Origin of the sequence: Bacillus sp. Y3, from assembly GCF_008123875.1 — a bacterium.
Taxonomy (GTDB): domain Bacteria; phylum Bacillota; class Bacilli; order Bacillales; family Bacillaceae; genus Bacillus; species Bacillus altitudinis.
Map to the genome: position 1 here is coordinate 865,914 of NZ_VSSC01000003.1, position 12,369 is coordinate 878,282.

The window sequence follows — 12,369 nt, forward strand, 5'->3', positions numbered from 1 at the left end:
TGCAAATGGATGTAACAACTGATGCACTCATTGCAATCACCATCTTATGGGGATTCGTGTTTATCTATGCAGTGATGGCATCAATGGATTTCGGTGCAGGATTTTGGTCAATGATTTACATGAACAAAGAGCAGACAAAGGCCGCAAATATCGCAAATAAGTATCTTTCTCCAACTTGGGAAGTAACTAACGTGTTCATTGTAGCCATCGTCGTTGCCTTGTTTAGCCTGTTTCCAGGTGCAACATTTGTGCTAGGCACTGTTCTATTAATACCCGGCAGCATTATTTTGTTGCTTCTTGCACTGCGAAGCGGATTTCTCGTCTTCTCTCATTCACTGCCTAAAAAATATAGAAAAGCCGTGACATATATTTCAGGAATTAGCGGCTTTATTATTCCGTCCATTCTCATCATGGTTCTCCCCATTACACATGGTGGATTCATCTTTCAGGAGAATAATGTCTACTCATTAGATTTAGGATTGGTCTTTACAAGCGCAAATGTCTATTCTTTCGTAGGTTTTGCGATTTTCAGTACCCTTTTTCTCTCATCTTTGCTTTTAGCTGATTTTTCTAATGTTGCAAACGAAGATGAGGCTTATAACATTTATAGAAGAGGAGCACTGATTACGGGTCCTCTTTCTCTCATGATGGCTTTCTTTATCATGCTCACACTGAGAAGTGAGGCCAATTGGCTGTTCACAAAAATGATGCAGAACATCCCGATCCTTCTTGTTTCTCTACTCATGTTTTTGCTTGCAGGTTTGGCTCTATTTTTACCAAACAGTCGCTTTAAACATCGGAAAGGGAGACCACGTTTAGCGGTTATCGCCATTACAATTCAATATTTCTTAGCAAGCTATGTGTATGGACATGCGCATTTGCCCTATATGGCCTATCCTGATATTACCATCATGTCTGGGTTTACAGATCCCGTCACATTTAGGGCATTATTTATTACGTATATTGTAGGGTTTATCATCCTCTTCCCTGGGTTCTACTTCTTCTGGAAATTGTTTATGAAAGATAAGCGTTATATTCGTCAGGAAGATTAACATGAATGAACGCCCCTTACTTCGGTTACATTATAGATGAAAGACATACTCAAAAGGAGGTCATCTGTATGAGTCAAAAAATCCTTTGTGAAGTAAACAACTGTTCCTACTGGAATGCTGGAAATCGTTGTGGTGCAGATGCAATTTATGTCGTCAGCCATACAGGAAATACGGCTGAGAAAAGTGAAGAAACTGACTGTAAAACGTTTAAACCTCAAGACCTTTAAGTCTCATTAAAGGAGGCGCTTCGCTTTGAAAAACGATCGGCTTGCTCAAACGTTTCTTGAAGAAATTCAGGACGCGGACGAGGCTGCATTTTATCAAGCAGCTCACTCCTTTTTAAATCTTTGGGATTATGAATACGGACATGTTTCCGACATGCCCAATGACATGCATCAGTATATTGGCCAGCTTGCTTACGACAGCGGGCTTGTAGAAGAGTAAGAAAGAGCGGATGACCGCTCTTTCTTTTTGTTCAGACAGGAAGGAAAAACTTTCCTCAACTATACAGTGGTTCTATGGATGGTGCAAATGGCGATTCATTCGTTTTCATTTCACAAAATCATGTTTTGTAAACACATCAATTTTATCTGAGAAAGAACGAAGCGCTTGATAATCAACTTCTACACCCATACCTGGAGAACGTGGCACCTCAATAAACCCATTTTCAACTTTGATTTCAGGAAAAATGATATCCTGCTCCCAATATTTCGACGATGCTGAAATATCCCCAGGAATCGTAAATTGCGGAAGTGATGCAAGTGCCACGTTTTGCGCGCGAGAAATGCCTGTTTCAATCATTCCCCCGCACCATAACGGAATCTGCTGCTCCTTGCAGAACGCATGAATCTTAAGTGCTTCAGTCAGCCCTCCAACTCGTGAAGGCTTCACATTAATAATCTGACAGCTTCCAAGTTCTACAGCTTTTCTCGCATCATCTAAAGAACAAATACTTTCATCCAAACAGATTGGTGTTTTTAAATGCTTTTGCAAATGCCGATGATCGACAATGTCATCTGCGGCTAAAGGCTGTTCAATCATTAATAAACGAATATCGTCGAGCTGCTTCAGTTTGCTAATATCTTTTAATTCATAAGCAGAGTTTGCATCCGCCATTAACGGAAGGTGAGGGAAAGACTCTCTTATCTTTTGTAGAAGTCCAATATCTTGTCCAGGCTTAATCTTCACTTTCACACGCTGATAGCCTTGATCAACAAACTGCTCGATTTGCTGAATCATATCATCTATTGGTCCTAACCCCGCAACGACACCAGATGGAATTTTATCTCTAGTACCGCCTAAGACGTCACGTAAGGACTTATTTTCTCGCTTCGCATAAATATCCCACACAGCTGCCTCAATTCCCGCTTTGGCCATTCTATTGCCTTTAAAATGGTACAAGCTGTCTGGTATGTCCGAAGGATGTGTAAAAGATCGGGTCAGCACGTTCGGGATAAAGAAAGCCCTCAGCATGTGATAGCAGGTCTCGATGGTTTCTTCTGTATACCACGGAGAAGAGAAGGCAGATACCTCTCCCCATCCAGTTAATCCTGTTTGATCTTTGACCTCGACAATAATAAACTCACGCTCTGAAATGGTCCCAAGGCTCGTTGTAAACGGCTGTTTGAGTTTCATCGTGACATGATATAAGATCACACGTTCAATTTGAATCATCTAAAAACCCCTTTGATTTGAGTCTGTGCCTCTGCAATTTATTCGACGCATTCCTTGGCAGCTCATCCACAAAGTGAAAAGCGGCGGGCCATTTATACTTGGCTAATTGCGACTGACATAAAGCATAGAGCTCATTCTCCGGAATCTGCTCATGTGTCACAAGGAAGGCAGCAGGTACCTCTCCCCATTTTTTATCATACATACCCGTCACTCCGGCTTCCTTTACATTTGGATGTGTTAAAAGAACTGCTTCAATTTCTGCTGGATAAATATTTTCTCCGCCAGAAATAATTAAGTCTGACCGCCGATCAAGCACAAATAAAAATCCGTCCTCATCTACATAGCCAATATCACCCGTTTTCAGCCAGCCCTGCTCAAATGCAGCAGCTGTTGCCTCTTGACGATAAAGGTAGCCTTTCATGACATTTGCACCTTTTACCATGATTTCACCATGCTCAAAAGGACGACACGGACGGTCCTCATCTTGAATCTTTAATTCACACCCAAAAAGGGGCTTTCCCGCTGATCCAAGTTTTTCCACACTAAATTCTGGCGCAAGTGTCACAATTTGCGAGCAGGTCTCTGTCATACCATACGATTGAAACACAGGAAATCCTTTCTCCTTACTCTCTTGAAGCATCGCATAAGGCGCAGGGCCTCCGCCTAACAGCAGGCAACGCAAAGATGACGGACACTCTTCAAGTCCACTTAATAAATGGGACAGCATGGTTTGAACAACTGACAACATCGTCACTCGATGCTGTTCAATAGCATTCTTGACTTCATCGACATCAAACTTTTGATGAAGCACGACAGTCATACCGTATATGACAGATTTAAATATAGCGGATAAACCGCTTATATGAAAAAGAGGCAAGGCAATGAGCCAGCGGTCGTCCTCCCTGATCCCTAAATTCAATGCCGAGGAAACAGCACTATGAAAATGATTGCCAAACGTTTGCTCCACCCCTTTAGGGCGTCCTGTCGTTCCAGATGTATACATAATCGTCGCCGTCTCATTTAAATCAATATCATGTACGACCTTCTTTTCCATATCATGATCTGCATCAGGTAAAGTCTCTATTGTATAAACAGGTAAATCACCATGATGCTCATTTGCATATGCAGGCTCTGTTAATAAAGCCATGACTTTCGCATCTTCCAGCTGAAAACGTCTCTCTGCTTTTGTTAACTTATTGTTCAATAACACAATCTTGAAGCCTAATAAAAAACAAGCGTGAACAAGCATGACCATGTGAGGATGGTTGTTCATTAAAATCGCAACCGTATCCCCTTTTTTAAAAGATGCACGTGTCAGTCGATTCGCAAGTTTGTCTACATCATTCGCTAAATCACGAAATGTCCACTCTTTGTCTTGATAAATGAGTGCGACCCGGTCTGGCGTTAAATACGCACGGTGCAGCAGCCAATTCGGTTGCTTCATCATGACACCTCCTTTTCATAAAAGAAAACAGCTCAGTCTGATGCACTAAGCTGTTTTCATCCATATCATTGAATCAAGGGAAACGAGGGAACTGACCGAAGTCTGGCTTCCGTTTTTCCTTAAAGGAATCGCGTCCTTCTTTTGCTTCATCTGTTGTGTAATAAAGAAGGGTCGCATCTCCTGCAAATTGCTGAATACCAGCTAATCCATCTGTGTCAGCATTAAATGCAGCTTTCAAGAATCGTAAAGCAGTCGGGCTCTTTTCTAGCATGTCCTCACACCACTTCACTGTTTCTTCTTCCAGCTGCTCTAATGGTACAACTGTGTTGACAAGTCCCATATCAAGCGCTTCTTGTGCATTGTATTGACGGCATAAGTACCAGATTTCTCTTGCTTTCTTATGACCCACAATACGTGCAAGATAGCCAGATCCATAACCAGCATCAAAGCTGCCCACTTTTGGTCCTGTTTGTCCAAAAATCGCATTGTCTGCTGCAATGGTAAGGTCACACACGACATGAAGCACATGCCCGCCGCCAATCGCATAGCCCGCAACCATCGCAATAACTGGTTTTGGAATGACACGAATTAAACGCTGTAAGTCTAGGACGTTTAGACGTGGAATTTGATCGTCTCCTACATAGCCGCCATGACCGCGTACTTTTTGGTCTCCACCTGAACAGAATGCTTTTCCTCCAGCACCTGCAAGGACAATGACACCAACATCTGAATTGTCGCGAGCACGTGAGAATGCATCAATTAATTCACTTACAGTCTTTGGTGTAAATGCATTATGTACATGCGGACGGTTAATGGTGATTTTTGCAATCCCATTATATGTTTCATATAAAATTTCGTCATACTGACGCTCAGTTTGCCATTCAATAGCCATCAATATTTCCTCCTCTAATCTTGCGATAAAATAAACTCACTTACTATTTTACCAAAAAAATGTGGTTGTTCCACATGAACTGTATGCCCGGCATGCTCTACTACTGTGAATTGACTGTATTCAAGCTCCTGCTGCATACGTTTGGCGATGTCACAGAACTTTTTATCAAGTGTTCCGCAAATGAGTAAAACAGGCTGCTTTATCTGCTTTAATGCTTCCCACATAGACGGCTGTGAACCGGTTCCTATACCTTCTAAGCTGCGAGCCAGCCCGTTAGGATCGGCTTTTAGCCTTCCCTCTCTCAGTTGCGTTAGCCTGTCCGCTGGCAAGGATTTCTGCGAAGCAAACAGCGGAATGTTCTCCCAAAAATCCACAAACTGCGCTAATCCTTCATGTCTGATCTTTTGAGCTAGCTGATGATCATGATTCAGCCTCGCCATCCGCTCTTTAAAAGAGTTCAGCCCTGGAGATGTACTCTCAAGAATCAACTTGTTTACACGTTCTGGATAACGGGAGGCAAATGATAAAGCAATACGCCCTCCCATAGAATATCCGAGAATGTTCACTTTGTGAAGCTTTAATTGATCTAAAATCTCAGCAAGATCTGCCAGCTGCTGGGACATTGCATATCTTCTTATACTCTTTGGTGAGTCTGTGCGGCCATGTCCAAGCAAGCTGACCTGAATCAATCTCGTATGTTTTTCTGTATAAGTATTTAAAAAAGCCCAAGAAGCTGCACTCCCTGTAAAGCCATGTAAACATAACGTGGCATTTTCAGCAGATGGGTTATGGTCTATCACCTCATACGCCACACCATCGTGCATTCGTATTATGAGTGAAGGCATTCTTTTTTCACTTCCCTCAATATCTCGTCCATCATTTGGCGATGTTTGCCCACGCGAGAATGCCGGTCAGTTTCAATCTCAATTAAATGAAGCCCTGGTTCTTGGATATGCGCCAAGTACACATCTTTTAACTCTTCTTTCGTTGTCGGCTTCGAATAGGTTCCCCCATATAGCTTTGATGCATACTCAAAATTCAACCCAGTCGGCGTACCAAAGAGCTTTTCATAATACGGTTCATCGGATGCCTGCGGAAGGAAAGAAAAGATTCCTCCACCATCATTGTTTAACAACACAACCGTGAGCGGAATGTCCATTAGCTTAGCTGCAAGAAGACCGTTCATATCATGGTAAAAAGACAAATCACCGATGACTAAAGTGATGGGTTGTTTCAAGGCTGCATATGTTCCAAGAGCTGTGGACACAACACCATCAATGCCATTTGCTCCGCGATTCGCCATCATCCGAAACGGTTTTGACTGCGTTTCAAAAAAGGTATCGACATCTCGAATAGGCATACTATTTCCGATAAAGAGCACACTCTCTTTTGGCAAAAGGTGCTGCAGCTGACGATAGACATTTCCCTCAAATGTCAGGTCCTCATCATTGTATTGATTTGCATGCATTCTAAAAGAAGAATTGACACTCTGCCAGCGTCGTAAGTAAGATGTATCCTGACGCTTTTCCGCTCTCATCAAGACTTCTTCTACAAAAGAGGCTACATGACTTTCAATCATGTATGATGCGCTTAAACCAGGATCTCGATAACCACCCGCAGCATCGACGACAATCTGCTTCACTTCCGCATGCTTTTCCAGCCACTTAAATAAAGGCTTAGACACAGGCATCGGTCCAAAACGAATGACCATTTCAGGCAAGAGATGCTGCTGCAATGCCTCATCTTTTAACAAAGAATCGTATGCATCTATAATGTATTCTTCACTTTCATGTCCATTTCGCAAAAGAGAAAGCGGGTCAGCTAAAATTGGCAGATGCAAAGCTTTTGCAAGACGTAACACTGACGCCTGCTCTTCCGGCGAGTGAAGTTCACCAGCAACAATGATTCCTTTTGCCGCTTTGTTCATGATAGACACTAATTCTGACATAACCCGATCATCCGGACGAGCTTGACCTGCTGCTAAAACTTTGTTCGCAACTCCTTCTTCTCTATCAAAAGGATCAATAGACAAGTCAGGTAGCAATGGTTCTCTCAGCGGCACATTCACTTGAACTGGTCCCTTTGGCTCCTGCATAGACACATGACTTGCCCTAGCAGCAGCAGTTTGGACATACCGCAGCATCGTTTGGCTTTCTTCTGGCAAGGCTAAGTCTGTGAACCATTTAACAAACTTACCGAATAAGAATTGCTGATCAATCGCTTGAGGTGCCCCAACCTCCCTCAATTCGTGCGGCCGATCAGCAGTTAAAACAATCAGTGGTACCCGAGAATAATGTGCCTCGACAACAGCTGGGTAAAAGTTAGCTGCTGCCGTACCTGATGTACAAATGAGTAGCACTGGTGTTTGGCTCGCTTTCGCAAGACCCAGTGCATAAAAAGCAGCAGACCGTTCATCCACTAACACATGGACATTGATTTCTTGATGAGCAAGAGCGAGCATCGCAAGCGGTGTTGAACGGGAACCAGGACAAACAACCGCCTCCTTCACACCACTTTGCACAAATTCATCCATTAATCTGCCAATATATCTTGTCATGATTTGATTATTCAATGGGACGACCTCCAAGAGCAGACAGCATTGGTCTTAATTTCACTTGCGTTTCTTCATACTCCTGTTTTGCAAGGGAATCCTCTACAATTCCACATCCAGCAAACAAACGAACTTGGTCTTCCTCAATAAGACCTGATCGAATGGCGACAGCAAATTCTCCATTGTCCTTAGAATCAATCCATCCCACTGGCGCCGCATACCAACCGCGTTTCAACGGTTCGATTTCACGAATCACCTCTACCGCTTTTTCCTTAGGATATCCTCCAAGCGCTGGTGTTGGATGAAGCTGTTCAATTAATGAAAAGAGTGAACAGCTGCTTTTAATTTCTCCCACAATGGGTGTAAATAAATGCTGAATGTTTTTCGTTTTATAAAGACTTGGTTGATTTGGCTTATGCACATGATGGCAGTTTGCTTCAAATGCCTGCTCAATCATATTCACGACAATTTGATGTTCAATCAAATTTTTCTCATCACAAAGCAGTTCCTCACCTAGTGCCTGATCTTCTACTTCATCTTGACCACGAACAATGGAACCTGCCAAACACGATGAAAAGACTTCACCACCGCTTTTTTTCACTAAACGTTCAGGCGTCGCCCCGACAAATGCTTGTCTTCCCTGCTCTATAGCAAATACATAACTCGTTGTTTGATGTTTTAGTAATTCTGCTAATAGTGGAGCGAGTTCAATTTGATTTTTATAGTGAAGCAAGACTTCTCTTGCTAAAACAACCTTTTCATATTCGTTCACACGAATGTGTTCTGTCGCTTCATGGATTGCTTTCATCCATTCCTGGACATCTAACTCTTCCATATGAACAAGCTCAGCTTGTCCGTGATTTCTGACAGGCAATGCATCAAAATTAGAAGCTTTCTGTTCTAACTCTTGGATGAGCTGATGAACATTCCCGTCCACCTCATTCCATTCATTGATCGTTAGAAACGTGCCCTCTTTTGAAACAGTCAGCATCATCGATGGCACAAAAAAATGAGCCTCGCCAAATGCTTCCCAGTGACGCGCCTTCTCTTCATATGGATCAAATGAAAATCCTCCAAATAAAAGCGGACCAACTGCCGCTTGCTTTAACTCCTTCTCATCATGAAAATGGAACATATGCTGTTTCAGCTGCTCCCATTCTTGATGGACGATATTGAATCGTTCTTTGCCTTGCTCTGATGATTTAATCACGGCCGCTCTGCCAAGTCCAGAAAATATCATTTGGCTTTCTGGATCAGACCAAAAAAACCGCTCGCCTAAAAAATCCGCTTCGCCGCTTTGGAAAAAGGCAAGAGGATCCAGATCGTCAACTCTTCTGGAGTAGCTTATCAAAACAGCATGGTTGACGTTATTCGCTTCTTCTAATGTCGCAAGCGCTTCCTGCCGGAAAGTACTTTGCACTGTTGTCACCATGATACATTCCTCCAAAATCCATGAAATAACATATAAAAATAAAACCATCATGTAAAAAACACATGAACATTCGAGTATGTCGAATGACCTGCTTTTCTATTATAAACCTTAACAGATGAACTTAGTAAAGAAAACAGCTTTTAAAACCTCGAATCCTTATTATATCACGCTTTCAAGATTTTTTCGCTCCCGCTTATTGAAATGAGAACATCTCTTAAAAAATGGTAAGACCTGTTCGAAGATCAAGCTTTCTCTCTATATGGGAACGATTAGCAAACATCTTTTTCTTGTTTCATCGCATCAATATATTGACACCTTTTTGAACTTTGCTAAACTGGAATTTGGACGTGTACGTATTTTTTTATTTAAAGGAGTATATTTTATGCAGCATCAATCGATATCAGATCAGCTTTCACCAATTAAGCCTGATAAAAACTGGCGGATTTGGTGGAATTTACTACGACCGCATACATTAACAGCGGCATTTATTCCCGTTACTTTAGGAACTGTCCTAGCACTTCCGAGTGGTCAAATACATGTTGGGCTATTTTTAGCTATGCTATTTGCATCGATGTTTATCCAAATTGCAACGAACATGTTTAATGAGTACTTTGATTATGTTCGCGGATTGGACAATGAGAAATCTGTCGGTATCGGCGGAGCGATCGTGAGAAACGGTGTAAAACCAAAAACAGTTTTAGGCCTCGCTTATGCCTTATTCGCGCTTTCTTTATTACTTGGGATCTATATTTGCATGATGTCTAGCTGGTGGATTGCACTCATAGGACTAATTTGTATGGCAGCAGGCTATTTTTATACCGGCGGCCCTGTACCAATTGCTTATACACCATTTGGAGAACTTGTATCAGGTGCTTTTATGGGACTAGGCATCATTTTAATTAGTTTCTATATCCAAACAGGAACATTGACATCAAAAGCTGTGCTCATTTCATTACCCATCTCTATTTTAGTTGGTGCCATCTTACTGTCGAACAATATCCGTGATTTAGACGGTGATAAAGAGAATGGACGAAAGACACTTGCTATCCTAGCTGGACGTAAAGCGGCAGTCAACATCCTACTTTCCATGTTTGTGATCTCATATGTACTCATTTTTGTTTATATCTTTATGGATATCGTGGGTCTTTGGAGTCTTCTTGTCTTACTGAGTGTGCCAAAAGCTTATACAGCCATTAAAGAATTTAAGCAAAAAGAAAAACCAATTGAATTAATGAATGCCATGAAGTCGACAGCACAAACCAATACGTTTTTTGGTTTCCTGTTAACGATCGCATTGATCTTACAATACTATCTCGCATAACACGAAACGCCTGCAGCCGCAGGCGTTTTTTATTTGAAGAATTGCTTCAAATTGGCACAAGTCTTACATAAAAATTTGCTCATACTAACAATATGTTTGATATGAAAGGGTGATCGCTTTGTTATCTAAAAACGAATTACATCAGTTGAAGCAGCGACTTCTCGATGAAAAACAAGAAATTGAAGCCAAAAGCCATGACGATGAACAGAAAGTATCATTTCCTTATGATTCAGTGGGCGAACTGTCAGCCTATGATAACCACCCTGGCGACCAAGGGACAGAACTATTCGAACGCGGAAAAGACATTGCCTTAAACAGTTTGGAACATGAGCATCTGTCCGATATCAATGAAGCACTCCAAGCAATGGCAGACGGCTCTTATGGTTTGTGTAAAGTGTGTAAAGCCCCTATTCCTAAAGAACGCTTAGAAGCCCTTCCCACCGCCATCACATGCACAGAGCATTCCAAAGAACAGACTGTTTCACAAAACCGTCCCATTGAAGAGGACTTATTAAGTCCGCCCTCAGGGCAATTTGAAAATGAAGAAAGTGCTGCATATGATGGCGAAGATGCCTACCAAGATGTAGAACGCTATGGAAACTCTGATACCCCATCCGATATGGAATTTCCTCCATTGACTTACGATGATGTGTATACACAATCAGAAGATGAAGATTATGTGGAAGACTACGAAGGATTTGCAGCTGCTGATATTGAAGGTAAAGCAAGCAAGGTCTATCCAAATAAAGCACACGAAGCTTATGAAGAAGCATTAGATGAAGAAGGCGTCATGACAGTGTTTGGTGACTTGAAGCCTTACGAAGAAGATCCTTATACTAAAAAAAATCATTAGTCCCCACATATTGGGGGCTTGATGTTTATATCATGTAATAATTGGGAAATACGTTGAAGAGTGAATTGATTGGGAGGAGATTTCTGGATGGCTAAAAAAAGTATCATTTGGGCGGTTATCGTCTTCTTTATTACATACGCATTATTTTCTATTGCAGGGTTCCTGTTCCCTATCGACAGAGAATGGTATGACGCACTAAATAAACCTGAATGGACACCTAGTGGTGGTGTCATCGGTGCGGTCTGGGCTGTCTTATTCGCCCTCATTTCGTTATCTGCCGCCATCATTTATGCAAAGTATGGTTTTCAAAAAATCACATTACCATTTTGGATTCTGTTTCTTTTAAATTATGTATTCAATCAAGCCTTTAGCTTTTTTCAATTTACACAAAAAGATCTATTTGCAGCTACGATCGACTGCCTGCTTGTAGCACTGACAGCACTCTCACTTGTCATCGTCTCACGTAAACTAAGCAAAGTTGTCCCAATTTTATTGATTCCTTATGTTTTATGGGGATTCTTTGCGACATACTTGTCTTATACGATCTATTCCATGAATATGTAAAAAAAGACCGCTATGATGGCGGTCTTTCGTTTTGCGGAAAATAAAAAAGAGGTCTTTATTAGACCTCTTTAAAAAATGACCCGTACGGGATTCGAACCCGTGTTACCGCCGTGAAAGGGCGGTGTCTTAACCGCTTGACCAACGGGCCAGAAAAAAATGGCGGAGAAGGAGGGATTTGAACCCTCGCGCCGCTTGCGCGACCTACACCCTTAGCAGGGGCGCCTCTTCAGCCACTTGAGTACTTCTCCATTTGGCTCCGCAGGTAGGATTCGAACCTACGACCGATCGGTTAACAGCCGATAGCTCTACCACTGAGCTACTGCGGAAAGTCATGGTGGGCCTGAGTGGACTCGAACCACCGACCTCACGCTTATCAGGCGTGCGCTCTAACCAGCTGAGCTACAGGCCCATGAACGATATGCAAATGGAGCGGGTGATGGGAATCGAACCCACGACATCAGCTTGGAAGGCTGAGGTTTTACCACTAAACTACACCCGCAAAAATATGTATGGGGCGATTGATGGGAATCGAACCCACGAGTGCCAGAGCCACAATCTGGTGCGTTAACCACTTCGCCACAACCGC

Annotated in this window: 12 protein-coding genes and 6 tRNA genes; 6 read left to right on the forward strand and 12 right to left on the reverse strand. The window is 42.3% G+C overall.

Annotated elements, in window-relative coordinates; genetic code table 11:
* Nucleotides 1-5 precede the first annotated feature (5 nt).
* The 3 genes from FXF70_RS09550 to FXF70_RS09560 all read left to right on the forward strand — a co-directional run bounded on the left by FXF70_RS09550 (nucleotide 6) and on the right by FXF70_RS09560 (nucleotide 1,496).
* Entirely contained in the window at nucleotides 6-1,052 is a 1,047-nt protein-coding gene (locus tag FXF70_RS09550; RefSeq protein ID WP_169476099.1) for a cytochrome d ubiquinol oxidase subunit II, read from the forward strand.
* Nucleotides 1,053-1,120: 68 nt separating this feature from the next.
* A complete protein-coding gene (locus tag FXF70_RS09555) occupies nucleotides 1,121-1,279 on the forward strand; it encodes a DUF1540 domain-containing protein (protein WP_008360682.1) in 159 nt (52 codons plus the stop codon).
* Between the two features lie 25 nt (nucleotides 1,280-1,304).
* On the forward strand, nucleotides 1,305-1,496 hold the full coding sequence (locus FXF70_RS09560; protein WP_017358376.1) for a hypothetical protein: 192 nt from the start codon (nucleotides 1,305-1,307) through the stop codon (nucleotides 1,494-1,496).
* A gap of 105 nt (nucleotides 1,497-1,601) precedes the next feature.
* Here FXF70_RS09560 and menC read toward each other — a convergent pair whose 3' ends face one another.
* The 6 genes from menC to FXF70_RS09590 all read right to left on the reverse strand — a co-directional run bounded on the left by menC (nucleotide 1,602) and on the right by FXF70_RS09590 (nucleotide 9,045).
* Complete coding sequence (gene menC, locus FXF70_RS09565) at nucleotides 1,602-2,726, reverse strand: o-succinylbenzoate synthase (RefSeq protein WP_148780152.1); 1,125 nt, start codon at nucleotides 2,724-2,726, stop codon at nucleotides 1,602-1,604.
* Nucleotides 2,713-4,173 carry an o-succinylbenzoate--CoA ligase gene (locus FXF70_RS09570; RefSeq protein WP_148780153.1) on the reverse strand — a complete coding sequence of 487 codons (1,461 nt, stop codon included), beginning with the start codon at nucleotides 4,171-4,173 and terminating at the stop codon, nucleotides 2,713-2,715. The genes menC and FXF70_RS09570 overlap by 14 nt, the downstream gene beginning before the upstream one ends.
* A 70-nt stretch (nucleotides 4,174-4,243) precedes the next feature.
* The gene (gene menB / locus FXF70_RS09575) at nucleotides 4,244-5,062 is read right to left on the reverse strand and encodes a 1,4-dihydroxy-2-naphthoyl-CoA synthase (protein WP_008342913.1); all 819 of its coding nucleotides are present in this window, start codon (nucleotides 5,060-5,062) and stop codon (nucleotides 4,244-4,246) included.
* 14 nt (nucleotides 5,063-5,076) lie between these two features.
* On the reverse strand, nucleotides 5,077-5,907 hold the full coding sequence (menH, locus tag FXF70_RS09580) for a 2-succinyl-6-hydroxy-2,4-cyclohexadiene-1-carboxylate synthase (RefSeq protein WP_148780154.1): 831 nt from the start codon (nucleotides 5,905-5,907) through the stop codon (nucleotides 5,077-5,079).
* Nucleotides 5,892-7,634, reverse strand: a complete 1,743-nt coding sequence (gene menD, locus FXF70_RS09585) for a 2-succinyl-5-enolpyruvyl-6-hydroxy-3-cyclohexene-1-carboxylic-acid synthase (RefSeq protein WP_052320830.1) — start codon at nucleotides 7,632-7,634, stop codon at nucleotides 5,892-5,894. Before menD ends, menH begins: the two co-directional genes overlap by 16 nt.
* Nucleotides 7,627-9,045 (reverse strand): isochorismate synthase, encoded by a 1,419-nt coding sequence (locus FXF70_RS09590; protein ID WP_008342907.1) that lies wholly within the window; start codon nucleotides 9,043-9,045, stop codon nucleotides 7,627-7,629. The genes menD and FXF70_RS09590 overlap by 8 nt, the downstream gene beginning before the upstream one ends.
* Nucleotides 9,046-9,427: 382 nt before the next feature.
* On the opposite strand from FXF70_RS09590, the gene FXF70_RS09595 reads away from it, so the two are divergent.
* The 3 genes from FXF70_RS09595 to FXF70_RS09605 all read left to right on the forward strand — a co-directional run bounded on the left by FXF70_RS09595 (nucleotide 9,428) and on the right by FXF70_RS09605 (nucleotide 11,783).
* Nucleotides 9,428-10,366 carry a 1,4-dihydroxy-2-naphthoate polyprenyltransferase gene (locus FXF70_RS09595; RefSeq protein WP_017358382.1) on the forward strand — a complete coding sequence of 313 codons (939 nt, stop codon included), beginning with the start codon at nucleotides 9,428-9,430 and terminating at the stop codon, nucleotides 10,364-10,366.
* A gap of 118 nt (nucleotides 10,367-10,484) precedes the next feature.
* A complete protein-coding gene (locus tag FXF70_RS09600) occupies nucleotides 10,485-11,219 on the forward strand; it encodes a TraR/DksA C4-type zinc finger protein (protein ID WP_148780155.1) in 735 nt (244 codons plus the stop codon).
* An 87-nt stretch (nucleotides 11,220-11,306) separates the two neighbouring features.
* The gene (locus FXF70_RS09605) at nucleotides 11,307-11,783 is read left to right on the forward strand and encodes a TspO/MBR family protein (RefSeq protein ID WP_148780156.1); all 477 of its coding nucleotides are present in this window, start codon (nucleotides 11,307-11,309) and stop codon (nucleotides 11,781-11,783) included.
* A gap of 76 nt (nucleotides 11,784-11,859) precedes the next feature.
* Here FXF70_RS09605 and FXF70_RS09610 read toward each other — a convergent pair.
* The 6 genes from FXF70_RS09610 to FXF70_RS09635 form a co-directional block, all read right to left on the reverse strand.
* Nucleotides 11,860-11,931, reverse strand: a tRNA-Glu gene (locus FXF70_RS09610).
* A gap of 9 nt (nucleotides 11,932-11,940) precedes the next feature.
* Nucleotides 11,941-12,031 (reverse strand) — tRNA-Ser (locus FXF70_RS09615).
* Between the two features lie 3 nt (nucleotides 12,032-12,034).
* Nucleotides 12,035-12,109, reverse strand: a tRNA-Asn gene (locus tag FXF70_RS09620).
* Nucleotides 12,110-12,115: 6 nt separating this feature from the next.
* Nucleotides 12,116-12,192 (reverse strand) — tRNA-Ile (locus FXF70_RS09625).
* Nucleotides 12,193-12,208: 16 nt separating this feature from the next.
* Nucleotides 12,209-12,282: transfer RNA gene (locus FXF70_RS09630), tRNA-Gly, on the reverse strand.
* An 11-nt stretch (nucleotides 12,283-12,293) separates the two neighbouring features.
* A tRNA-His gene (locus FXF70_RS09635) sits at nucleotides 12,294-12,369 on the reverse strand.